Below are 23,592 nucleotides of genomic sequence, written 5' to 3'. Positions count from 1 at the left end.
ACTATTAAACCATCATATTCCAGCTAACATGAGTAGTCCGATTCAGGTGCCTTATAAAAGTTTTGTGCAGATAGACCGCCAATCAGGTACCGCTATTTATTTACAGATTGCCCACCAGCTGATCAACGCGATCCAACGGGGTTTCCTCGTCACCGGTACCCGGCTGCCCGGCACCCGCCATTTCAGCGAACTGCTGGAGGTAAACAGAAATACCATCGTAGCTGTGTATGAAGAACTGGATGCCCAGGGCTGGGTGCAAACACATCCCAACAAAGGCACTTTCATTATCGGTAAAATAGCGCCCAGGCCACAGAAGATCCGCAGTACGCCCGAACCTGAGCTGGCCCACTATCCTAAAGTGACCGGATTTTCCTTTAAAAAATCTAACCTGCTGGACAATCCCTTTGAACACTCTTCCTGCGATTACGTATTCAACGACGGCACCCCCGATATCCGGCTGACGCAGATCAGTCATTTATCCAGCCTGTACAGCGCCAACCTGAAAAGAAAGATTAACCACAAAAAGCTGGGCTACTATAATCATGATGGCAGCGAGTTTTTTAAGCAGCACCTGTCTAACTACCTGAATCAGTCGCGCGGACTCCATATATCCAAAGACAATATCCTCATTACCCGCAGTACGGAAATGAGTGTATTCATTGCTTCCGAAATATTATTATCTCCGGGAGATATCGTGCTGGTAGGCACCCTGAGCTATTTTTCCGTGAACATGATTTTCCAGAAATCCGGTGCCCGGATTATGTCGGTACCTATTGATGAAGAAGGGATTGACGTAGCCGCCGTTCGGGATATCTGTCATAAACATAAGATACGGATGCTGTATATCACTCCGCATCACCACTACCCTACTACTGTTACCCTCAGCGCCTCGCGCCGCATTGCCCTGCTTCACCTGGCCGCCGAGTTTGGATTTATTATTCTGGAAGATGATTACGATTATGATTTTCATTATGATAACAGTCCGGTGCTCCCCCTGGCCAGCGCCGACAGCAACGGCATGGTGATCTATATCGGTGCCTTCGGTAAATCGCTGGCGCCAGGTTTCAGAACAGGATTCATTGTAGCACCGGAGAACCTGATGATAGAAATGCGGAAACACCTGGGCATCATCGACCGGCAAGGCGACGTACTGATGGAACAGGTGCTGGGAGAAATGATTGAAGCCGGTGAAATACACCGCTACCTGAAAAAATCATTGAAAGTATACCAGGAGCGGCGGGATCATATTGTGGCCGTATTACAGGACCAGCTTGGGGAATTCATCGATTTTAAAAAACCGGCCGGCGGCCTCGCCGTCTGGACCCGGTGGAAACAACCCATTAACCTGATGCAGCTCAGTAAAGCCTGTACCCGTAATAACCTGTTTATACCGAAAACATTATTGTACCAACACAAATCCCTTACCGCCATGCGATTGGGATTCGGACACTTCACGCTCCAGGAAGCCGCCACCAGTATGCAGATACTGCGGCAAGGCGTACTGGAACAAGGATGAAGATCCTGACGCCGTCCCGTTTTCACCTGAAAATAAAAAAGGAACAAATCGATTTGTCCCTTTGAATAACTGTATTTCTTACTTATACAATGATCAGCTTCACCACTCAGATACCTTTATCATGGAATGCTTCCGGGATAGCATAGCCACCGTTTTTATAGGGTATCGTTAACCGGTCCAGCGGCACATTTGCCCCCATACAACTTCCCGGAATGATCACCAGGTTGTAGTTTTCCTCTTGGCCGGCAGGCTGTAACCACCACCGGTTCTGGCGGCATCGCTGCATGCCATTACCGCCATCATAAGCATCCTGTGTAACAATATTTATTATCGGCTTCAATTTATCGGTGTTAAAAGCAATGACGTCATCCCAGGATACATTGCTACCCATATGTGTAATACCACTGGAAAGCACAATACCGGTAGTGTGGTTGCCCATGTTGATCAGCTTATCAAAATACCCTGCCTGACCATACATGCCACCGCCGCCTGCCTGCAACAGATAAGCGGCTGTTTGCCAGCGGTCGTTCGTTTTTTTGAAAGCCCATACGTCCATCCAGCCGGAAACAGGCGCCCCGGCTGATTTGCCGGCATTAGAGAATACCGCCACACAATATAACTGGTTATCCTGTTGAAAATACATAACAGAGTCCAGACTACGTACGAGCTTCTCCGTTATACCCCCGCCTATCTCCAGCGATACGGTATCATACACGGATTTAGTCAGGCGGGCGATATGCGCTACCTGAAAATCCGGTTGTACCGGCAACAAACTTGTTTCCCCGGAATGTATTTTGGTAATAAGGCTGCGTATATCCCGGCTCAGTTCATAATAGGACTGGTAGGTAGTTACAGCGGTCAGAAATGTTTTTACAATGCCGCCGGTTTTGGTCTGCCCATGTTGTTGTATGAAAGAAAGATATTCCGTTTTATTTTCCGGCACCAGCGTGCTGAGATCTTCTACCCGGTCAAACGAGGAGGTATTATCCTGACCGAACAGGTAATCATAACAATAGCGTTCATACAGTTCCCGTGCATTTCCGACAAAGATGCTGTTGGGATAGGTATCCAGGAACTGTTCCCAGTTAAGCGCCCGCTTGCCGACTGCGTTGAATGGAATCAATATTCCTGCGTCGGCACTGTACAACACGGTATCTTCATCTGCCTGCAGTTGCAGGTAGGCGGTGTAATCAGCTGGCAGGGATGTCTTGAATAAATATGTGTAGAAGGCAGGTACGATGCGTAAGTCCGTATAGCCTTCCCCGATACCCCATGGTTCCACCCCTGCAGTAGCCAGTAAGTCGATACGTTTTTGCACCTTGGCAGGTATCCCGTTTGTTGCCGGATCATAGCTGGCATATTTATCCAGCCATACGCCCTCATTACTCATCATCTTTGTCAGGGCCGTATTTACATATAGCGCCAGGGAACGATACTGTTGCGCGGCCACTTCCCTGCTGATACCCGGCAGCTGTTTTTCAATGGCCTGTCTCCGGCTGATAATACCTGCCACATAGGCTTCCGTGGATAAGGTGGTAGTATCCCCCAGCACCTTATTTACCTGCGCGGTATCTTTACGCGCAGCTACTGTTTCTTTTTTGCGGTCGTCTTTTTTGCCGTCGCCATCACAGGCAGACAACATAACAACGGGAATCAGGAAAGCTGACAGTCCAACCCGGAGGTGCCTCAACAGATACTTCATAGGATAAGTCTTCAATTAATCTTTGGTATATATGAAGATGTAAGATAATACAAGCACCTGTATTTACATAACGATGCAGCACTGCTGTAAAAGCAGCTCTCCCCTTACACAGGATGGCCATTAAAATAAGCTGCCTTGTACCACTGCCGGCGGCATGGTTGGCGGAAATACCCCTACAATGGTGAAGGGCTGTTTGGTACTTGCATGTACCTGTTGTGTGGTCCCCAGAAAGAAATGCAGGTCGCTGTTTCGCGCATATTCCTGCAGGTATTTTTTTCTTACTTCATTGATAGCCCGTTGCTCTTTATCAGGCCCACTGTACTTCTTCAGGCTTTTCCAATAGAGGGAGGCCAGTTGCCAGTCTTCCACAGGTAAGGTAATTTCTTCCTTTTTATCATCTATAAAACGGTAGGAAAATTTGTAGGGCAACTTTTTCATCATGGCAAACGGGTCTTCCGGTTGCTCAAATACCTGACCACGATTTTTCTCTTCCGTTAGTTTCGCGAGGCGATCGCTGTTCCATTCCCGCTCGGTTTCTTCTACCTCAAAGCCCAGTATTCTGGCGGGTTTAAATACTACCAACGAGGTGTAAAATGCTTCGTGTTTAGCTTCTACAATTAAGGTAGACAGGTTCCGGTATATATTTTTCAGTACAATATTTTTTCGTTCGTGCCAATGATCTGCCGTACCTATATGGCCTGTTTTTTTTACGGGCGCATCTACGGTTACCGGCCGGAAACTTTCCAACCTGAAATCGCGGGTATTGCGGGCGAGATCCAGCTCTACCCAGTCATAAGCCTGATATTGTTCTTCGTATGTTTTTTTCGAAAAGGGAATGGGGTATATTCTGATAAAAGTACCATCTTCTCTGAAACCGGCGATGCTCACCTGCTCATCATAATGGGAAGATACCGTGGGATAACTTTTAACAGTAATCAAAACTTTTGTCAAGGGCATGTACAAGATGTTTTATAAAAGATGTAAATCCAATAGCGCCTGCCAGCTGCCGGCAGTGGGGGTTGTCAGATATGTTTTTCTTTTCTCCCGGGAGATGATTGCTGATGTTGATAATAGTAATGACAAGACAATTTCCTATAAGCTGATTTCATTTCGCGCTGTATTAATTTGCTATGGTAAACTATCTCGCAAAACTAAGGTTAATCATTGAAAATAAAAAAGTTAGCAACGGTACTATTCATTTTTTCAGCGACTGTTTTATGTCGATAAATCCCCTCCACCGTTTTTTTAGTCTGATTAACGGGAGATGATGACTACCTACCCTGCCATCTTCTTTTTGCTTTTACGGAAAGCACCATCGCTGCTCCTGACGGATTATTTCTGCTTACCCCTGTTAGATTCCCATCTTTGGCTTATTTTAGCGGTTTGGCGGTGAGGGAAGCGACCAGTTTACTGCTATCAAATTACCTTATACCACATATATATTATTTAATTCTATATGGCAAAATCACGTAATCATCCGGCAGCATTGCCTTTCCTGTTTCTCTCTGAAATGTGGGAGCGATTTGGTTTTTATCTCATTCTGGGTATTTTCCAGTTATACCTGACAGACACCGCGAAAGGTGGCTGGGGTATGGATCGTGCTACCGCAGCGGATATCTTCGGCACCTTCATCGCTTTTGTGTACCTGACCCCTTTCCTGGGAGGACTGATCGCTGACCGCAAACTGGGTTACAGTAAGTCGATTATTATTGGCGGTATACTGATGGGGATAGGCTACATTGGTTTGTCGGTGCACAACCTGACGGTTTTCTATTTGTCGCTGGCACTCATTTGTATTGGTAACGGATTCTTTAAACCCAACATCTCTACTTTGCTGGGGAATGTATATAACGATGAGAAATACCGTAGCCGTAAAGATACCGGGTACAATATTTTTTACATGGGTATCAATATCGGTGCGTTTATCTGTAACTTCTTTGCGGCCTTCCTGCGTAATACCGTAGGTTGGGGTGCAGCCTTCATCGCAGCCGGTATCGGCATGTTCCTGGGCGTGCTGATTTTCGTGATCGGTATGAAACACTACCGCCATGCGGATGTACGTAAACCGGAGCAGGAAGGTGATATGTCGCTGAGCCGCATCTTCTCCGTGGTATTCCTGCCTGCCATTGTTGTGGGATTGGGCGCCTGGTTTATTCCCGGTAATATCTTCGGCTCCGACTCCACCGATGCATTCATCTTCGCCTGTATTCCGATACTGTTCTTTTTTGTATCCCTGCTGTTAAAGGCAGATGCGAAAGACAGGAAGCCCATATCTGCCCTGCTGGCCATTTTCGCCGTATCTATCGTGTTCTGGGCCGTATTTAAACAAAATGGTACGGCACTCACTACCTGGGCACAGTATTATACCAACCGCGAAATACCGGCTGTGATTGAGCAACCTGCCAAACGCCTTTACCTGGTAGAAACCGTGCAGAACAAACAGGATTCCGTTACCGCATACGATAAAGAATTCAGGGTAATACGGGATGCTGCTGGTAAACCGGCGAAAGTATGGGATAAGGTACCTTACTTCAAGAACGTAGCACCAGAGAAAATGCCAGCGGAAGGAAGCAGTATCAGCTTGTATAATACAGAGCTGTTCCAATCTATCAACCCTTTCTTTGTCATTACCCTGACGCCATTGATTGTGTTGTTATTTGCCTTGCTACGGAAACGTAACAAGGAACCTTCTACTCCGTCGAAGATAGCCTGGGGCCTGCTGATATCGGCTATGTCTACCATGATGATGGTGGGGGCCGTGTATGTATGCAGCAATGGTGCCATCAAAGCATCCCCGTGGTGGCTGATCGGCTGTTATGGCGTTATCACCATCGGAGAACTGTTCTTAAGCCCGATGGGATTATCATTGGTATCTAAACTCAGCCCGGCACGTATTACCTCCCTGATGATGGGTGGTTGGTTCCTGGCCACCTCTATCGGTAATAAACTCTCCGGTATTCTGGCCACCTTATGGGATACGTACGACAACAAGGCGAACTACTTCCTGGTGAATTTCCTCCTGCTGGGAGGCGCAGCCGCCATCATCTTTATGATGCTGCGCTGGCTGAACAGAATTTTCAAAGAATATGTGAGATAACGATTTCCTTTCGGATAAACATTATCAAAAGAGCACCGCAAAATATGCGGTGCTCTTTTGGTTTAAACGGGTAGCTTATTACCGGCTTTCCATCCGGATATTTGAAGACTTCACTGCGATGTATTAAATTGTGCTACCCGATGAAATGAAGGATATAACTACCATTTATTTCATTCCTTTTCACCTTTAATCACCTGCCACGATGAAACAATTGTTCCTGTTATCTACCCTGATGATCATTGCCACTGCCACATTCGGACAGGCAGCAGCCAGCGATTTCCCCAAACTCCACTGGCTCACCGGCACCTGGAAAAAGACCAACAACAAACCAGGACGATCCGGGTCTGAGCAATGGGAACACAGTACGCCGGCTGCCTTAAAGGGCATTGGCATCCGGCTGCAAGGGAAAGACACCACTTTCACAGAAAAATTAGCCTTGCTGGTTAAAGATGACAGCATATACTATGTGGCAGATGTGCCGGAAAATAAAGCGCCTATTTATTTTAAAGTAACCGCTATCCATCCCAATGGATTCACCTGTGAAAACCCGCAGCACGATTTTCCGAAAAAGATTGTGTACGAAATAGCCGGCAAACATTTAAAAGTGACGACTTCCGGCGATGGAAAAACGGCCCTGTTTTTATTTGAGAAAGAATAACCAGTGAAGAATACCTGCTACCCATCGGCATTTTAGCAACCTTGTCTTATGAGGTTTGCTAAGCGGTAATACAAGGAGGCTGATAAAAAACAGCATCTTATCAGCCAGTTATGTACCGATGCTAAAAACATGTATATTTGAAAAACACGTACCTTATATAATTCCTCTCCCATCTTCCAACATACTAATATAATTTTAACAGGAAAATCCGATTGCAAACGTTGTGCATTCAATGTGCTTTTGTTTTAGTAAGCTAGTAGTAAGCATATTTGGTAATATAGTATCACATGATCTTTACGCATTTACCTTGCGATGGAGGCATAAAAAAAGTAGTTCTTTCTGCCACAAGATTAACTTTACACTGTACCTATGCAAAATCTCCAGTTTTGAACATTTTTTCTCCATTTTGGGATATTTAAAACACGCGCTATTTTTCAACTTTGAAGTGTTAACATACTGCAGGTGTATGAGCAAATATCCGCCATTGCATCCCCAGTAATTCATCATTTCTAAAGCCTATCTTATGGCGTATTCAAATGACAATGTAATTATCCAAGGTGCCCATGGCACCTTCGCAAAGCAATTGGTATTCCGCCAGCGCTTCGGGCAATCTGTTCTTTGTAAAAGACCCCGAAAAACCAATCGCCCTCCCTCCGATGCGCAACAGGCAGTACGGGAGCGATTCCTTACGGCCTCCATTTACGCAAAGTCGGTGATGGCTAATCCGGATTTATTGACCATGTATCAGGCAGCCGCGAAAAATGGGCTAAGTGCTTACAACCTGGCCCTGGCAGATGCGTTCCGTGCTCCGGAAATCAAGGAATTGGATGTGAGCCCATACACGGGTCTCATAGGCAGTACTATTCGGATACGTGCCATCGATGATTTTAAAGTAAACGCGGTACAAGTCTCCATCTTTAGTGCCGCCAATGAATTATTGGAAGAAGGCGCTGCAGCAATGAGCAACAATGGACTGGACTGGATATACACCGCTACAAAGGAAAATCAGACACCGGGCGGTTGTACCGTAAAGGTTAAGGCCAGCGATTTGCCGGGGAATATTACCCTAAAAGAGCAGGTTATCTAGCCATTCTCAGAACCGGGTAGTAATTACCCGGTTCTTTATTTCCGGTAATGCTTTGGTGTACAACCCACCATACCTTTAAATGCCCGTGTAAAAATAGAAGTAGTCGTATAGCCCAATTCCAGGGCTATTTCACCGATGGGTATACTGCTTTCCTTTAGTAATTTTTTGGCTTTATCAATCCTTGCTCTCGATACCCATTCATGGATCGTTACGCCATACATCAACCTAAATCCCTCTGCCAGTTTTTTAGGGTGAAGATGAACATACCGTGCTAATACCTGCTGGTTAATCGGTTCGTGTATTCGTTCTTGTAGTAAAGTACTTATCTCATGCAAAGCCTGGAGATCCTCTTTGGAAAAATGATAGCGGGTATTAAAACTTCTTTTAGCCGCACTTAATTCTTCAAGATATAACAATAGCAGATCGTAAATGCGGGCCCGTAAAAACAGTTCTAATTCTGCATCTTCCAGGTTGCAATTATAAATACCGTTTAATATTTCTTTGATTCTGGGTGTTATCTCCGCCGCCATTTGCTGTACTCCTTTCCCACTTTCATTCATCACATTTTCACACACATCACGGAGTACCTCATACTTGTTCCCCAGTTCCTGAATAAGTTCCTGGTTGAAGTTAATCTGGAATACAACTGCTTCTCCACAAGGCATGGCTGCCGTATGCTTACCCACTGGTACATAATAAAGATGGTACCAACCTTCCGCTAACATCGCCTTACCAAAGCCATTGAGGTTACAAGGTATGATTCCTTTGAGCACATAGCTAAGTGTAATCATGGGCTGCCTTGCCTCCACTTTTACACTTACCTGTTGCTTCATCCGGAATACATGTTGATAAATAGCAAAGTCTGTTTTATGAAAAGATTGTAGTAACACACATCCAAAGCTTCCATTGAAAGTAACAGTATCTAAAAATGGTAATAGTCCACTCTTACTATAAGGTGGACGGATAGTCGTTACCGTTATATCTTTTTGAAGATATTTAGGCAGAATAAAGTTCATAGCGATATGGGGTGACAGTTACAATAATATCTGGGGCACAAATCTGAAATACACAATAAATATACTAATTTATTCACCTCAGGATACTGGCCGGTTTGGCGAGCGCCTGGTTATTTTTTGGACTGAATTTTCTCTTTTGCTTCGAAAGCATCTATTACTGCAATTACGTGGTCTTTATGAACTGGTAAAAGGTTCCCTAATCTAATCATGTATTGAATTAAATCAGGTGAGGTGGTGGCCATATTTATTTGACTAGTAATCCCCCTTACAAGATAATCAAGTGAACAATCCAGCACATCGGCAATTTTGGCTGCCACCTCGATCGAAGGTTTGATTTCATCCCGTTCATACTTTCCAACAATATCCCTCGAGGTGCCGATTGCATCACCTAATTCAGCTTGCGTCCAGTTCTTATCCTTCCTTGCTAATGTGATTTTCTGGCCGAATGTCATAATGTATTATTTATTTCTAAAACTAGCGATTTAAAGTTAAATGTGAATTAAATCCCTCACTCACCATGTTTATGACAACCGTTCAATGTTACACAAACAGCACATTTAATGACGCACAAATGACACTAAAAAGATAAAAAAGACACTTAAAATGTGCCATTTAAATAACTTTATTGTATTTTTGTGATAAATAATTCACATCATGAATACACAGTTAATCCACCGAAAAGCTAAACTACATGCTAAGAGTACCCCCCGAATGTATGAATGGAAAGAGGTTCCCTGGTTAAACCTTTCAGGCTACTGGCTTGAAAAAGCCGGATTTGAAATTGGTGATAGTATCACCATTTCAGTAAGTCATGAAACACTGGTTATAAACATTGCTGGCAAAGCTGCCAAACCAGGATCAATCCGGGAAGATTAATCTAACATATCTCCATTAAAAGCAACTGATTCCTGAGGGCGGGACCTATAAAAACATTTCCGCCCACAGGAAATCATCGATCGTTTACCACAACTATATTTGAGACGTTATTTTGGTGATCTATCGGGATATTTATACGATATATCCCACCCCTCCAGGCAATTGTTTTCAATACCATAGTATCAACACGATCTCCCTTCACACATATCAGCTTATTTAAAACTATCGAACCTTGTTACAAAAAATATAACAAGAAAAGCTGCATAGCGAAATGAACAATTTTGTTATTAAAATGGTTACCATACGGTGATTATCCCAAATTGATTTATAGTGCTGTTGTCTCTTAATAAGTTTAGCTCCCGGATGCAAACCATCAAACTGATTACTCGTTGCCTTTCAACTTACTTTTATAACAGAGAATCTCTAACGCTACTAAACACTAAACATTTATGGGTAAGTTCATTATTAAAACTGCTAAAGACGGACAACATTACTTTAACCTCAAAGCAAACAATGGCCAAACTATTCTGTCGAGTGAAATGTACACCACAAAAAGTGCTTGTAATAACGGAATCGATTCAGTTAAGAAAAACGCTCCTGATGAAAACCGTTACGAAAAACTAGTTGCAAAAAACGGGCAACACTATTTCAATCTAAAGGCCTCAAATGGACAAGTAATTGGCACCAGTGAAATGTATGAATCCTCTTCAGGAAGGGATAATGGCATTGACTCAGTCATAGAGAATGCCCCCACAGCGACTGTAGAGGAAGAATAGGACACATTGGAGATAATGTCGGCTCGCCAGCATTATCTCCATTTGAATTTATGCGCCACTGATTTATACAATTTTGCCGGAAATGATACCTAATCCGTATCAATTGGCATGCTCCAGTAAGCCCCCACCCGAATAAATAGCACTGCTATCCATTTGCCGTGAAAATAGCTTTATTGATAAGATAAAGCCCCTGCTATGATCCCTGATATATTGGTATTCATCCGCCAGAAAATATCCTATGCATTGTTTGCAGCAGCAACCCTTACCCATTTTACCACCGCTGCTCAAACCGGCAACGTTGTGCTGTACCATGTTCCCCCGGCCGTTCAAACAGCTTCGCTAGGAAAGTTTGTAGAGGTGCCGGTAGGCCATTACAGCGGCATTCCCAACATCAGCATACCCTTGTATGAACTGACTGTAAAAGATGTTACGCTGCCCATATCACTCAGCTACCATGCTTCCGGCATTAAGGTGCGGGATATTGCCGGGCCGGCCGGCCTGGGCTGGACCCTCAATGCCGGTGGTATGATCACCCGGATTGTGCGCGGCTACCCGGATGATCACGACCCCTATAAAGAAGGCATGGCCGACGCAGACGACTACTATAACAGTCAGTATAAAGCGCGTATTGGCACTAATATAGGCGGTTTTGAAAGCAACTTCACACTCCCGGAACGTATCGACATGATATTCAGCACACCGGGAATCGATGCCGAAAGAAAACAGGTAAATCCTTCTCCCTACTCCCGGATAGATATGGAGCAGGACCTTTTCTATTTCAACTTCATGGGCTACACCGGGCAGTTTACCTTCACCAATAAAGGGGTGCCGATGACGTTGTCCGGTAGTGATCTTAAAATGGAATACGATAACCGTAAATTCAAATTTACGGATACAAGAGGAGTACAATACTTTTTTGATTCTACAGAAACAGCCCTCGATGAAAGCGCCAATATGCACTTTATATCTGGTGGCCGCCTCTATAATACCAGCTGGTATCTCAGCAAAATATACCTACCTGATCATCAACAGACGATCACCTTTTCCTATAAAAAATACTATAATCATGAATTGTATGATGAGAACGCCCTGTGGTCCGCTCCTCTATGGATATTGACCAATGTGCTGAAACATCAGGATCTTACCAGGGCAGACTACGCATATGGCAACAATCCTAACTGCATGCCCTTTACCCCCAAATACACCAACGATAAACCGCATTTCTATTCCACCGCCTTGTTCCTGCATGAAATCAACTGGAATAATAATAAAATCAAATTTTATGGCGATACTACCCGCGCAGATATGTACCGGTATCGCTATGATAGTATTGTTGTCACAGCTGGTAGTCAACGCATCAGGAAGGTTGGGTTCTCCTACGATTATTTTAATAGCGCCTCCAGCAGTAAATTATTGAAAAGATTAAAACTACAGGAGGTAGCCGTCAATGATCAGACCCACCGCTTCACCTATATCGAATCTGTACACGGTGTTACCTTGCCGCCGATAGGCGCTGTAGGCGAAGACCTCTGGGGTTTTTACAATGCAGAAGATGAAAATGTACAGATAGGCAATGATAGCAGTCCTTTAAGCAACGATCAGTATCAACCTAATTTCAAAATCTATAAAAACTTCTCCCCACAACAATTATACGGACTCAATTTCCCCAACAGTACCTATAAAAATTCTGATGCCACCTACGGGCAAATAGGCACGCTGTCGGCGATCACTTACCCTACCGGCGGGAAAACCACCTTTGAATATGAAGATAACACGTACAGCGCCTTTTCCTTTACCAGAGACAGTACCATTGAACAAGACCGCTATACCCAACTGGTACTGGATTCCGTATACATGAAATATTGCCGCGCTATTTTTATGATCAGCGGCCCTACTGCGCCGGAACCGGTAGCCATCCGGAACTTCGTTGTACATAAAGCCCAGCAGGTAAAGCTGTGGGGCGATCTGGGCATCAACGTCGGGGTTACCTTCACGGAATATCAAACTCACCTGCGTAATCCCTATCCTTTTGATCCGCCCAAAGCAACCGCCCGGCTGGAACGGTACAACGACAGTACCGGTGCATTTGAGGTATTAAAAACATATACCGTTTCTCCGGTAGATACTATCGGTAATCCTTTTGATGAATACTCCTATAACCAGCTAAAATATAAAGCCAATCCTGATTTCTCCGTGCAGCTTTATCTGCCCGAAGGAAAATACAGGATCTATTGTAATGCGCCCAAACGTGGGCTGCTGGCGGAGATGAAAGTGGACCTGTTATTCCCCTACAAAACCAATGGTATCTATACTGCCGGTGGCCTCCGGGTTAAAAAAATCACGTTCACCGATCCCGTAGATACCAGTGCATCTTTTGCCAAATCCTACACCTATCATTCCGCGAAACGTTCTAACGGCGTATTAGAAACACCCTTTTCTAATATCAGCCAATCCTATTACTACGGGGAAGAACATACGATAACCATCGGTAACAATCTGGAAGGCCATAAACAGGACATCTGCGGCTTCATCAATCTTTCCATCAATCCGCTGATACCACTGGGAAATGCCCAGGGCGGCGTGATCGGCTATGCAGAAGTAACAGAAACCAGCGCAGACAGCAGTCAGATTACTTACTATTACACCAATGGCAGGGATAACCAAAGCTTGTATGCAGATCAACATGTACAGAGCCTGACCTTGCCCACACGTACCCGCGTATCGGAAGATAATGCCTGGAAACGGGGCCTGCTGAAACAAGTGGATTATCGCAACAACAAACAGCAGCTGGTGAAACAGGACTTCTTTCAGTATCTCCTGGATGATAACCTCTCCGATGAGCTATCTGTTTCGCTGATACTGGATGATATCCGGTTGACATTCCCCAATATGCAATATAGCACACGGCCCTATTATGCGTTGCGCACCAGCCGCCATGCCCTCAAGTCGGCCGATTCGTCTATCGTATATACACCAGCCGGCAACTTCACGACCAATACCACTTACGAATACAACAGGAGCTATTCGCATACCTATCCCATCAAAACCACGACCCGTAATGCGGAAGGAGATTACCTCCTCACCCATTACCGCTATCCGCCGGATTTCACCATTGCTGCCGGCACGGCCACACCTGCGGCACTTGCCGTCCGCAATCTGCAAGACAAACATGTTGTAGCGGCTCTCATAGAAAAATATACCCAGCGGCAGGAAGCGGATAACAGTAATATACGTACCATCAGCGCACAATACATCCGGTATAAACCCGCCCAGCCTTTTGCGGATACGGTTTTCAGTCTGGATGCCACCACTGGCCTGACGAACTTCACGCCTACCGCCATCAGCGCCACATCGGTGAATACGGACAAACGCTATGTGCCCGCACTGAACTTCGACAGCTACGATACTTTCGGTAACATTACCCAGCAACATAATACCTATGACGCGCCGCAAGCCATTATCTGGGGATATGATCACCAGTACCCTGTCGCGTTCATCACCGGCGCTACCTATGCTACCGTCATCCGTTACGTGGATACGACCGTTATCAATCGACCGGCCAGTGACCAGGCCCTGCGGACAGAACTCAACAAGATTCGCACCGCCCTTAGCGGTACCACAGCGCAGGTCAGCACCTATACTTACAGCCCGCTCACAGGTATTACTTCCGTCACCGATGCATCCGGCAAGACCACCTTCTATGAATATGACAACAACAGGCGACTAAAGCTGATCAACAACCTGGATGGAAAAATTGAACAACTCATTCAATACCGCTACCAACAACCGGTTACCCAATAATGTATTGCTTGTTTTAATTCCGAAAAACATGAAGACATTTTTATCCATATTCCTCAGCTGTCTGCTCACTGGTATAACAGTAGCCGTACAGGCCCGGCAAATACCCGGTGGCAATGGTTTACCTGCCGCTACGCCGGTTTTATTACCCTTACCTTATACTGGTATGCAGGTAAATAGCATCCGTAAGCGGGAGCCCTCCATCCCCACTGCAGATACCCTCGTGGTATTAAATGCGACTGATATAAAAGCCGTGCGGGAATCGACCCAATACTTCGATGGTCTGGGCAGATTATTACAACAGGTACAAAAAGGAGCCAGTCCTGCCGGTAAGGATATCGTTACACCCGTTGTATACGACGACCAGGGCAGAGAAGCCTATACCTATCTGCCTTATACAGCGGCAGACAATAACGGGAAGTTTAAAGCAACTCCTTTCACCGGGCAACAGGCTTTCCTGCGGCAACAATACCCCGGCGAACAAATTTATTACCAGGAAACGCAATACGAACCTTCTCCCCTGAGCCGGGTCACTAAAACACTGCCACCCGGCAACAGCTGGGGCGGTAGCGGCAAAGGTGTTACCCAACAATACCTGGTAAATACTGTTGCCGATGGCGTACGTATCTGGGACATCGCCCCCGGAGCACTTCCCACCAGCAACACTGGTCGCACCTATGCCGCAGGTGCCTTGCTGAAAGAGATCACCACCGATGAAAACGGCAATCGTAGCGTTGTGTTTAAAGATGCCGAAGACCGGATACTACTCCGTAAAACGGCTACCGCGGCCAATGCCGCCGATGGACATCCCGGCTGGCTTTGTACCTACTATGTGTATGATGATCTCTATAACCTGCGGGCTGTCATCCCACCCAAAGCAGTAGATGCCATTAAAAGCAACTGGGTCATGACACCAACTGTTGCCGCCGGGCTTTGTTATCTATATGGCTATGATGGCAAAAGAAGAACCATCTTCAGAAAAATACCGGGAGCAGATACAACGGAGATCGTGTATGATGTGCGCGACCGGCCTGCCTTCACGCGGGATGGTAACCTCCGTAACCAACAACAATGGCTGGTTACTTTCTATGATGCCTTGAACCGGCCTATATCTACGGCTTTGTATAAATCTGCTGCCAGCAGGGCCACGCTGCAGAACAGTCTTAATACCGCCACCAGCAGCACCCAGGCCATCAGCTATACTTTTCCGGGCGTCACCGATTTATCGGTCAATAACTTCGACGGACGGCCGCAATACAAAGCGACGGAATCTGTCACCCTGGAAATGGGGTTTGACACCGGTGGCGGCACCGATACCGATATTTTTATTGACACAACGCTCACCAGCGGCACCACTACGGTAACGGCTACCCATTCCCTGCCGGGCATCAATACCGCGGCACTCATCCCGCTAACGTATCATTACTACGATCACTACAACTATACCGGTGCGCTGGCGGCGCAGCCGGCAGATACCTCCCGGTTGCAAACCGGCGGCTATCCTTATCCGGACTATGCCTCTTCGCCCGTCAGTGCCCCCAAAGGCTTCCCTACTGGTACCAAAGTTCGTATACCCGGTACCGATACCTGGCTCACCACTACCTCCTACTACAACCGCAAAGGACGTCTGGTACAGACCATCAGTGAAAATGCCAACAGCGGCCAGGATATCACCACCACCTTGTATAGCTTCGACGGGAAAGTACTCAGTACCTATAACCGCCACAGCAATCCGCGTAGCCGGGTAACATCAGACATAAAGTGGCTGAATATCCTTAGCTACGATGCAGCCGGCCGTCTGCAAAAAGTAGCCAGACAACCCAACGACAGCGCCCTTAAAACCATTGCGCAATACACCTACCATGAAACCGGCCAGTTAAAAACAACCACCCTGGGCAACAACCTCGAAAGTCTTACCTACACCTATAACATCCGCGGCTGGCTGAAAGGTATCAATAGCGACTACGCCCGCAGCGGTGGTAATCATTTTTTCGGGACCGAGCTACATTACGATTACGGATACACGCAACAACAGTATAATGGCAACATTGCCGGGATCACCTGGCGCAGCAAAGGAGATCCGCAAGGACGCTCCTATGGCTACACCTATGATGGCGCCAACCGCCTGCTGAAAGGTAACTTCACCCAGTTCAACGGTGGCTGGAATACTTCCGCCGGCATCAATTTCAGCATGCAAATGGGTAATGGCACCGACCCCAACACGGCTTATGACGCCAATGGCAATATACTGGCCATGACGCACCAGGGCTTGAAAGGCGCCGCCAGCACCACCATCGATAACCTCACCTATACCTACCCTGCCCACAGCAACCAACTGCAAGGCGTGGCTGATGCTGCCAATGATCCCTCCTCCCAGCTGGGAGACTTCAAAGAAGTAAACGGCACCGGCAACAATGACTACAGCTACGACGACAACGGGAACCTGACCCGCGACGCCAACAAAAACATCCCTGCCAACGGCATCATCTATAACCACCTGAATCTGCCCACTTCCGTTACCGTCACCGGTAAAGGCACCATTCAGCTTGTCTACGACGCCGTGGGCAACAAACTACGTAAAACCGTCACCGACCTCTCCACCTCCCCGGCTACCACCACGGTAACCGACTATATCAAAGGCATCGTCTATTGCAACGATACCTTGCAATACCTGCCCCACGAAGAAGGCCGGATCAGGCTCGTACTCAGAGACAAACAACCCATCAGCTATGTATATGATTACTTCCTGAAAGACCACCTCGGCAATATCCGCAGCGTGCTCACCGAACAAACAGATTTCAGCATTTACAAAGCCACCATGGAAACGGATAAGGCGGCTCTGGAAAACACGCTGTTCAGCAACATCGACAACACGCGGGTTCCCAGGCCGGCAGGCTACCCCACCGATAGTAGCAGCAATAAATCTGTGGCCCGGCTATCGCCCGGTAATAACGGCAAAAAAACCGGTCCTTCCCTTGTATTAAAAGTAATGGCTGGAGATACCTTGCAAATAGCGGCCAAAGCGTTCTATAAAACGGACCAGGCCCCGGCGGCGGCTAGCACACCGGCGGCCACCATGCTGGCGGACCTGATACAGACATTTAGCGGCAACGCTGCGGCTGGTGGCGACCATGGCGCAACGTCTCCGGGTAACTTTACCCCTTTTAACGCCAGCTTCTTTCATAGTGATTATCAAAAAATAAAAGAAAAAGATCCTGAACGACGTCATCAGGAAAACATAAAAGCTTATCTTAATTACATTTTGTTTGACGACCAATTTAAACTGGTTGATCAAAGTAGTGGTGTTAAACAAGTAAAAAAATTCCCCGATAAACTTCAAGTACTTCAATCTGATAAAATTGTTGTCAACAAAAGCGGCTTCATGTATGTTTATACCAGCAATGAGAGTCCTTACAACCTATTCTTTGATGATGTTATTGTTACCAAGACAGATGGCCCTTTACTGGAAGAGACACATTATTATCCATTTGGGTTGACGATGGCAGGGATTAGTTCTAATGCTTTCAAAGGAACTTCTTATATTGAGAATAGAATCAAGTATAATGGAAAAGAGTTGCAACGAGGAGAATTTGGAGACGGTAGCGGATTAGAGTGGTATGACTATGGCGCGAGAATGTATAACCAGCAAACTGGGAGATGGTCGGTAATTGATCCGTTAGCTGATAAAATGTCAAATTTCTCTCCGTATAATTACACATTCAACAATCCTCTAAAATATGTAGATCCAGATGGAAAAGGCCCTCAAGATATCGTATTTTTTGACAGAGCAGGTAATGAAATCTATCGAATTCCATCCAAAACTCAATTTAGAACATTTGTACAAACTGGAGATTTAACATTTGGAAATTTCGCATCTGGTAAAACATTTTCCGAAGCCACAATGCCAAAGATTGCAAATGTAAGTGGATTTAATTATGATCAACCAGTATATCAACAACATGATTATCTAATATCTGCTCAAACCTTCCTTTTTAATGAAAGATTAGAAATGGCGAAACTCTCTACTCAAACAAACTCTTTACCCACTCCAGACGATGACCATACAATAGGGTCTGACTTACCTCAAAAATTAGATGTCAACCTAGTAAAATCGATGGCTTTAACAGAATCTGGAGCGGGCACAGTAAGTGGTAACACTGGGACTGGCAAAACAGATATAATGCAATCAAATGTTAAAGGGGATTGGTCAGATATGAAAATAAGATTAGGTTTAGAAAAAGGACAACAAATGACAGCTAAACAAAGTATTCATTCTGGCATCGAGCTACTTTTTATAAAAGGTATGTCTTCCGATTCAAAAGGAAATATGAATTGGAGAGCAGGAAACAATGGAGATTGGTTAGACGCCATCAAACGATATAATGGTGGTGGAGATCCAAACTACATGAAAAAGATTCTGGAAAGGTACAATAGCATGCAGAAAGCAACTAAGAACAATTATTGACATTTTCATATTACATAGAATGAGAAACTTAATTATTGGCATTACTCTTATTACTCTTTTCACTGGGTGTACATCTCAATCCGATAAGAAAACAATAAATGCTACACCCTCTTTTGCATCATCTGATAAATATGAGAAAGGATACCAAAACAAAGAGTCTGTCGATCCGATAAGCCGTAGTGAAGTTGTAAAATTCATCATAGATGATCTTAATACAGACCTGACTAGAAAAAAAAAATTTCTGGAAGCCTTCCCTCATTTATTTAATGGGCTCACCCCCAATGACATAAAAAAGATAACACACTTCAAAAAAGTACTACTTAAAAAATGGGGAGAAACTGACATTTATAATTTCGAGTTATCCGAAAACCTGCCGGAAGTAATAGATAAAAAAGGAATTTTAGTCGTTAGTAAGAAAAGGGCGCAAGCCGCTGTATTCTTTTTGGAACATTTACGACTTGTGAAGCTAATAGAAAGTGACACAGACTACTTCATTGGAGGTACTCATATCTCAAAATCAAAAGGCTATTTTTATTTATATGATTTCGATGGCCTAGACTTTCAAAGTAGTTTCAATACCTTATCTAATCAATATTGCAAAAATGGAATCCCTATTTACAATAATAGTATGGATTGTATCAGCTATCAACCATTTGAACTGCAGTTTCAAAATATTGACATCAACAAAGATGGCCTGCTGGATCTTTCTTTTTCTGGAAATCTATTATCTTTTTGCAAAGAACTCGAATTTGGATACGGCAGAAAAGATCGTAAACCAATATCCGTATCACAATTGAACATTACATTTCTCGCAAATAAATCCAATGATAAAATTGGATGGGTTTTATCCAATAATTCTCCCTGCAATGATCTTTACAAATAACTTCTTGGAAAATAGAGAACCAAGCACTCAAAATAGATCTCTGTATCTTAATTCACTACTATCATTTATTATTTTTATTATCATAGCTATCAAAGACATACTTGTTAGTTATGTTCAAGTAATTCCTGAAAGAAGTCCATCAAATAGGTTAATTAGCTGGTTTGTGGTATTACCTCTTTCAATAATTGGAATTATTATAGCACTTAAGATAATGAAATATTATATCCATCAATGGTTTGATCAGCATTCTATTGTAATAGATAGAACTTTCGTATTATCTCTTCCTATACTAGTATATGTCTCATATTTTGTTTTCCAACTGATCATTAGTTTATGAGTTATCGACAGCCACTAAAGATCAAAATAAATAGTAGACAATTTCTCTGACTGAATAGACATCGATCCTAAATCCATCCGAAAGTAAAACCTCTCTAAATCCGTTACATAGAGCAATTCAAAAAACTACTGATAAAATATGAAGCACCTGCTTTTTGTTACTAGTATATTAATCTACTGCTTTAAAGTAAACGCACAACAAAATAAAGACGAATACAAGTCAATGATAGATTCCGCTATTAATATTATGTATACCCGATACCTGGACGTAACCAAAAAACAGCCTAATAACGACTATCTTAATAACCTGTACTTATTAAACGAACAAAATCAGCCTTTAAACGATATACCCTCCAACAGTAAGTTTAAACTTATTAATGTTTACGATGATAGAAATAGGAAAGCACTCTCAAAGGGCATATATGCATGGAAAGTACTTACAATACTAAATAACAATCGACTAACAATCAACATTATGGATTATTACATAACCTATAAAAATCGTGACTATAACTTCTCGAATGGAGGAGGTTCAACAACGATATTTGAATATTCCTGTAAGGAAAATAAGTGGGTATTAATCTCATTTCACAACCGGGGAATTTAATTTATAGTACCTCCAAGGCATCCCATGTTCCAGTAACAACATCTATTAAAAATATGGTAAGCAAAGATTTAGTTTTAAGTTTTGATAATACATCGGCAGAATCTTTAGTAATTATTATAGATCCACCATGTGAAGATTTTGTATTAGCTCCTGGACAGGTCTTAAAACTAAAGAGACCATTAAACATAAAAATGATTTACTTGCGTTTGTACACTAAAAACTGACCATATCAATACTATGGATAAGCCATTCAGTAAATTAAAAGACTTTGTAATCAGGCAAGCTCATATTGATAACGAAGAGATTACCTCAGAAACAATGCTAGAAGACGATCTTGGAATAACGGGCGATGATGCCGTAGAATTCATAATCGCCTTTGGGAAAGTATTTAATGTAGACGTTTCTCATTTTATGGCCGCAGAATATTTTGAACCAGAAGGAGATATAATCATACCTGCTATCATGCGGTTTTTAACCGGTAAAAAAAAGAAGGCAACCAAAAAACTAACTGTTGGACATTTAGAAAAAGCTACAGTTGCAGGTAGGTTAGATGAAAATATTATCAATAGCTGATTGGCCCAATCATACCACCTTAAAAACATACCCCACTCCATACACATTTTCAATACTCACCTGCTCCGAATGTACCAACAACTTACGCAGTCTGGAGATAAACACATCCAGGCTTCTGCCCAGAAAATAGTCATTATCTCCCCATAGCTGTACGAGAATATCTTCCCGTTTCACTACTTTGTTCTGATGGCGAAACAGGTATTCCAGTAGTTCTGCTTCCCGCGGCGTCAGCATGATCTCTGGCTGATGCCGGATGACTAGTTTCAGCGCGTCTTTCAGAAACAGGATATCTCCTGCCTCCAGCTTGGAGGTAAGCGGCAATGGGAAACTGCCGCCGTCTCTCCTTTTGATAATATTTCTGATACGCAGTACCAGCTCATCAATGTCAAAGGGTTTGGTAATATAGTCGTCGGCGCCAATTTTCAATCCATGTAACCGATCGTTTTTTTCTTTACGGGCAGTCAGGAAAATAAAAAAAGTATGCGGCGCTAGCTGCAATACTTCATTGGCCAGCTGAAAACCATCCAGCAGTGGCAGGCTTACATCCAGCAATAGTATATCATATTCACCGGGTTGTTTGCGAAATGCAGCCAGTGCATCCCGGCCATTGGTGTGCCAATCTACTGCAAAGTCCATCACCTCCAGGTATTGCCGCACGACGTTACCCAGGTCAGTTTCATCTTCCGCAAATAAAATCCTTGTTTTCATATCCGTGGTGTTTAATGTATATAAAACGGGGCCATTCTTCAACTACTGTGGCAAAGGAATAGTAACCGTAAAGGTAGTTCCTTTGCCAGGCTGACTCCAGACCAGTAGTTCCCACTCATGCGCTTCAATGCATTGTTTCACATAAAACAATCCCAGGCCTAACCCTTTTACCTTCACCGGCAACGGTTTGGTGTTGCGGTAGAATTTATCAAAAATATGTTTTTGTGTATCCGCGCAGATACCAATGCCATTATCTTCGATACTTATTTCCAGGTGCTTTTTATTACTGCGTGTAGTGACCTTTATTTTCTTTCGCTCGTGTATATTATATTTCATGGCATTGTCGAGCAGATTAAAAATCAGGGTCGTAAAACAGAAGGTATCCAGCCAAACAATATCCCGCGTAGCGTTTGCCTCCAGACACAGATCAATCTGGGCATCTGTATATTTCAACCTGAAATCCAATAGCATCTCATCCAACAGCCGGTGTACCGCCTGTTCTTCCTTATGTAGGGTGATCTCGTTGCAGGCAGTCAGGTCTATTACCTGCGTAATGAGCCGGTGCAGCCGTTCGCTTTGACGCTGGATGACCTCTGTCAGCGAAACGATGTTTTCTTTCCGGTCAATGATTTTTTCGTTGCGCAGGCTTTTGTTAGCAACAATGATGGCCGCCAGGGGTGTATGTAATTCGTGTGTGATGTTGTTGATAAAATCAGATTTCATATCCGATAGTTTACGCTGCCGGAGCCAGTTCAGATAAGTGACAAAGAATAAGGCTACCACGCCGGCAATGGAGAATATCGATAACAGTAAAACAGGCCACATCATTTTCAGGATAGCCAGCTTACGGTGAGGGGTATCTACATAGAGGGCAAACTGAATGCGGTAGCTGTAGGCCCGCAGACTGCTTAATGTCAGGGAAGTAATGCTGCTATGTTTGCTCAAACCTTGCAGGGTACCACCGATCCGGATACCCAGCTTTGATTGTATCCGTTTGTCCAGCAACGGATATACCTGCTCCCTGTCGTACAACGGCATGTATTTATTGCTTTCAAAAGCTACGTCAATTGCCACCAGCAGCAAGGCATAACGCAACTGCGGGTTCAGCTTATTCCGGGTAATAATCAGCTGTAACAGGCTATCGATATTGTTCCTGGCTATCAGCGTTTTCACGGTACTATCCAACATCCGCTGCCGGTATGCGTGAAAGGCCGCCGAATCTGTTCTGTACAGCTGTTCCAGGTGCAAGAGGTTACTTCCTTCAATATACCGGTCCACTATTTTGCCCGCCCCAGGGAATAAATTATCGTTCGCAATGGCATCTTCATACGACTCCTTGATCACCTTCTTTTCCGGGAGATTGTATTGGTCATTCTGTAACTCAAACATGTGAAAGACCAGGTAGATCTGCACGATAGCCAACGTAAAAAAACTTACAATAGCAATGAGGAGGTAGATAGATCTTGATTTCTGCATAGGGTCGGATAGCTCATT

At 44.3% G+C, this 23,592-nt stretch carries 16 protein-coding genes; 10 read left to right on the top strand and 6 right to left on the bottom strand.

Annotated features, from left to right (window positions below):
- The first annotated feature begins 28 nt into the window (after positions 1-28).
- Positions 29-1,516 (top strand): aminotransferase-like domain-containing protein, encoded by a 1,488-nt coding sequence (locus OL444_RS17165; protein ID WP_264731205.1) that lies wholly within the window; start codon positions 29-31, stop codon positions 1,514-1,516.
- A gap of 106 nt (positions 1,517-1,622) precedes the next feature.
- On the opposite strand, the gene OL444_RS17160 is transcribed toward OL444_RS17165, so the two are convergent.
- Together OL444_RS17160 and OL444_RS17155 are read right to left on the bottom strand one after the other, a co-directional pair.
- Complete coding sequence (locus tag OL444_RS17160; protein ID WP_264731208.1) at positions 1,623-3,218, bottom strand: hypothetical protein; 1,596 nt, start codon at positions 3,216-3,218, stop codon at positions 1,623-1,625.
- 120 nt (positions 3,219-3,338) lie between these two features.
- Entirely contained in the window at positions 3,339-4,175 is an 837-nt protein-coding gene (locus tag OL444_RS17155; RefSeq protein WP_264731210.1) for a DUF8758 domain-containing protein, read from the bottom strand.
- A 499-nt stretch (positions 4,176-4,674) separates the two neighbouring features.
- Between OL444_RS17155 and OL444_RS17150 the strand changes: the two genes are divergently transcribed.
- From OL444_RS17150 to OL444_RS17140, 3 genes are all read left to right on the top strand, one after another.
- Positions 4,675-6,315, top strand: a complete 1,641-nt coding sequence (locus OL444_RS17150) for a peptide MFS transporter (protein WP_264731212.1) — start codon at positions 4,675-4,677, stop codon at positions 6,313-6,315.
- 202 nt (positions 6,316-6,517) lie between these two features.
- Positions 6,518-6,973 carry a DUF6265 family protein gene (locus OL444_RS17145; RefSeq protein ID WP_264731214.1) on the top strand — a complete coding sequence of 152 codons (456 nt, stop codon included), beginning with the start codon at positions 6,518-6,520 and terminating at the stop codon, positions 6,971-6,973.
- A 523-nt stretch (positions 6,974-7,496) separates the two neighbouring features.
- Positions 7,497-8,060, top strand: coding sequence for a hypothetical protein (locus tag OL444_RS17140; protein ID WP_264731216.1), 564 nt, complete (start codon positions 7,497-7,499; stop codon positions 8,058-8,060).
- 35 nt (positions 8,061-8,095) lie between these two features.
- On the opposite strand, the gene OL444_RS17135 is transcribed toward OL444_RS17140, so the two are convergent.
- Both OL444_RS17135 and OL444_RS17130 read right to left on the bottom strand, forming a co-directional pair.
- Positions 8,096-9,076: a helix-turn-helix domain-containing protein gene (locus tag OL444_RS17135; protein ID WP_264731218.1), complete on the bottom strand. Its 981-nt coding sequence runs from the start codon at positions 9,074-9,076 to the stop codon at positions 8,096-8,098.
- A 110-nt stretch (positions 9,077-9,186) separates the two neighbouring features.
- Positions 9,187-9,528 (bottom strand): helix-turn-helix domain-containing protein, encoded by a 342-nt coding sequence (locus tag OL444_RS17130; RefSeq protein WP_264731220.1) that lies wholly within the window; start codon positions 9,526-9,528, stop codon positions 9,187-9,189.
- Positions 9,529-9,730: 202 nt separating this feature from the next.
- Here OL444_RS17130 and OL444_RS17125 point away from each other — a divergent pair, with 202 nt between their 5' ends.
- The 6 genes from OL444_RS17125 (at position 9,731) to OL444_RS17100 (ending at position 21,390) form a co-directional block, all read left to right on the top strand.
- Positions 9,731-9,952: a SymE family type I addiction module toxin gene (locus OL444_RS17125; protein WP_264731221.1), complete on the top strand. Its 222-nt coding sequence runs from the start codon at positions 9,731-9,733 to the stop codon at positions 9,950-9,952.
- A gap of 449 nt (positions 9,953-10,401) precedes the next feature.
- Entirely contained in the window at positions 10,402-10,728 is a 327-nt protein-coding gene (locus tag OL444_RS17120) for a YegP family protein (protein ID WP_264731223.1), read from the top strand.
- 195 nt (positions 10,729-10,923) lie between these two features.
- Entirely contained in the window at positions 10,924-14,529 is a 3,606-nt protein-coding gene (locus tag OL444_RS17115; RefSeq protein ID WP_264731224.1) for an RHS repeat domain-containing protein, read from the top strand.
- Positions 14,530-14,557: 28 nt separating this feature from the next.
- Entirely contained in the window at positions 14,558-18,991 is a 4,434-nt protein-coding gene (locus OL444_RS17110; RefSeq protein ID WP_264731227.1) for a DUF6443 domain-containing protein, read from the top strand.
- A 19-nt stretch (positions 18,992-19,010) separates the two neighbouring features.
- Positions 19,011-19,874, top strand: a complete 864-nt coding sequence (locus OL444_RS17105; protein WP_264731229.1) for a hypothetical protein — start codon at positions 19,011-19,013, stop codon at positions 19,872-19,874.
- A gap of 1,180 nt (positions 19,875-21,054) precedes the next feature.
- Positions 21,055-21,390 carry a DUF1493 family protein gene (locus tag OL444_RS17100; RefSeq protein ID WP_264731232.1) on the top strand — a complete coding sequence of 112 codons (336 nt, stop codon included), beginning with the start codon at positions 21,055-21,057 and terminating at the stop codon, positions 21,388-21,390.
- 9 nt (positions 21,391-21,399) lie between these two features.
- Here the strand turns inward: OL444_RS17100 and OL444_RS17095 are convergent, their stop codons facing one another.
- Positions 21,400-22,098 carry a response regulator transcription factor gene (locus OL444_RS17095; RefSeq protein ID WP_264731234.1) on the bottom strand — a complete coding sequence of 233 codons (699 nt, stop codon included), beginning with the start codon at positions 22,096-22,098 and terminating at the stop codon, positions 21,400-21,402.
- 42 nt (positions 22,099-22,140) lie between these two features.
- The gene (locus OL444_RS17090) at positions 22,141-23,574 is read right to left on the bottom strand and encodes a sensor histidine kinase (protein WP_264731236.1); all 1,434 of its coding nucleotides are present in this window, start codon (positions 23,572-23,574) and stop codon (positions 22,141-22,143) included.
- Positions 23,575-23,592 lie beyond the last annotated feature (18 nt).

This window comes from Chitinophaga nivalis (assembly GCF_025989125.1).
Lineage (GTDB): Bacteria > Bacteroidota > Bacteroidia > Chitinophagales > Chitinophagaceae > Chitinophaga > Chitinophaga nivalis.
This window is presented reverse-complemented; position numbering and strand designations above follow the sequence as displayed.